Source organism: Streptomyces sp. NTH33, from assembly GCF_003236365.1.
GTDB lineage: Bacteria > Actinomycetota > Actinomycetes > Streptomycetales > Streptomycetaceae > Streptomyces.
Window position 1 is genome coordinate 1 of record NZ_POTZ01000784.1, and the last position, 1,977, is coordinate 1,977.

1 protein-coding gene and 1 pseudogene are annotated in these 1,977 nt (G+C 74.5%); one reads left to right on the plus strand and one right to left on the minus strand.

Annotated elements, in window-relative coordinates; translation table 11 throughout:
• Window positions 1–117, minus strand: a pseudogene (locus C1I97_RS42180) (phosphodiesterase); the annotation flags it as partial.
• Window positions 118–176: 59 nt separating this feature from the next.
• Here C1I97_RS42180 and C1I97_RS36210 point away from each other — a divergent pair.
• Window positions 177–1,937 (plus strand): PucR family transcriptional regulator, encoded by a 1,761-nt coding sequence (locus C1I97_RS36210; protein ID WP_220040890.1) that lies wholly within the window; start codon window positions 177–179, stop codon window positions 1,935–1,937.
• The last annotated feature ends 40 nt before the right edge of the window (window positions 1,938–1,977 follow it).

Below are 1,977 nucleotides of genomic sequence, written 5' to 3' on the forward strand. Positions count from 1 at the left end.
GTCGGGCAGCGGGTGGTGGAGTTTGACCGGCGGCTGGTGGAAGGCGATCAGTGCCGGGGTGTCCCGTGGCAGCCCGGTGAGCTGGGTGTCGATCCAGTCGAGCGTCTGGGCGTCGATGGTGCGCGGAGCACTGTTCCGACGGGCACAATGGGGGTCATGAGCATGAGCAGTTCCCCGTGCCGCACCGCGAGGCGCCGGTCATGATCACCGTCACCGACCTCGTGGACTCCCTGGGGGCCGGGTTTCTCCGTACGGTCGTCCCGGCCGGCGACGCCGAGGTGCACGACGTCGCCCTCCCCGAGCCCGGCGACACCGCGGGTCAGCCGGGCGAGCTCGTCCTGGGGGTGGGCGTGACGGACCGGGCCGGGGCCCTCGCCCTGCTGGAGCGGGCCGCCGGGGCGTCGGCCGCGGGCCTCGTACTCAAGGGACCCGCCGCGCGCGATCCGCAGGTGGCCCGTGCCGTCCGGAGGCTGGCGGGTCCCGCGCTGGTCGAACTGCGGCCGCACACCTCGTGGGCGCACGTCGTCTGGCTGCTGCGCGGCGTCATCGACCGGGCCTCCGCGCCCGACTCCGGCGCTCTGGGCACCCCCGGTCCGCACAGCGACCTGTTCGCGCTGGCCGACAAGGCGGCCGAGATCATCGACGCGCCCGTGACGGTGGAGGACGCACAGTCCCGCGTGCTCGCCTACTCCGCGCGGCAGGACACCACCGACCCGGCACGGGTCTCCACCATCGTGGGACGGCGCGTCCCCCCGGAGACCCTGACGCACTTCCGGGCCAGCGGCGTCTTCCGCCGGCTCGCCCGCTCCAGCGATCCGATCTGGACCCCTGCCGGTCCTGACGGCACCCTGCCCAGGCTGATCATCCCGGTACGGGCCGGCGGTGAGTGGCTCGGCTCGATCTGGGCCGTGGTCAAGTCGCCGGTCGCCCCGGAACGCATCCGCGAGCTCGGCGACGTGGCCTCCGTCCTGGCCCTGCACCTGCTGCGGCTGCGCGCCGAGGCCGACATCGCGCGGCGGGTGTCGGCCGGGCAACTGCGGGCGGCACTGCGCGAAGGTGCTGTCCCGGGCCGGGGGCCGGGAGCGGCGGTCGCCCTGCCGGACGGCCCCTGGCGGGTGGTGGCCTTCGGGTCGACCGGTACGGCCGACACCGCCGGTGGGACCGGCGGGACCGGCGGGGCCGGCGGGGCCGAAGGCGTACGCAGGCAGCTGGACCTGTGGGAATCGGTCGCACGCCGCTTCGGCTGGCACCAGCCCCTGCTCGCCGACCTCGACGGGCTGCTGTTCGCCCTGGTCACCGAACGGCCCCCGAGCAGGCGGCGGGTCACACCCGGCACCCCGGCCGACGCCGGCGCGGGCACCCTCGACTGGCTCCGGCAGGTGCTCTCCGAAACGCGCGCGCACGACCCCGGCCTGTACGCCGCGGTGGGCCGCCCCGCCCACTCCCCCGACCAGCTGCCGCGCTCCACGGCGGAAGCCGTCGAACTCCACCGGCTGATCGCCGCCGGCCGTCTCCCCCTCCCCCACGGGACGGGGACCGTGCTGATGGAGGACGCCTGGGACGCGGTCGTCATCGAGCGCGCCAAGGCCGCCGTCGGGACCGGCACCGGCCTGCTCGGCGGCCCGCTCGCCGCGCTGCGCGCCCACGACGAGGAACACGGCACGCCGTACCTCGCGACCCTCGCGGCCTGGCTGGACCACTTCGGCGACCCCCAGAGCGCCGCACGCCTCCTCCGGGTCCACCCCAACACACTGCGCTACCGACTGCGCAAGCTCCAGGAGGCGGCCCCGGTCGACCTCTCCTCACCCCGCCTGCGGCTGGCTCTGCGACTGCAGCTCACGGCCAGGCGAGGGGTCTATCAGGAATTAGGTGTGATTCGTCTGTTTAGCCTACGAGTTGTTCGGTGGGCTGTTCGGTCTACACTCGTCCGGCGGTGAGCCGGCCGTCGAAGAGGACGTCGAACTCGTTGAGGGCGGA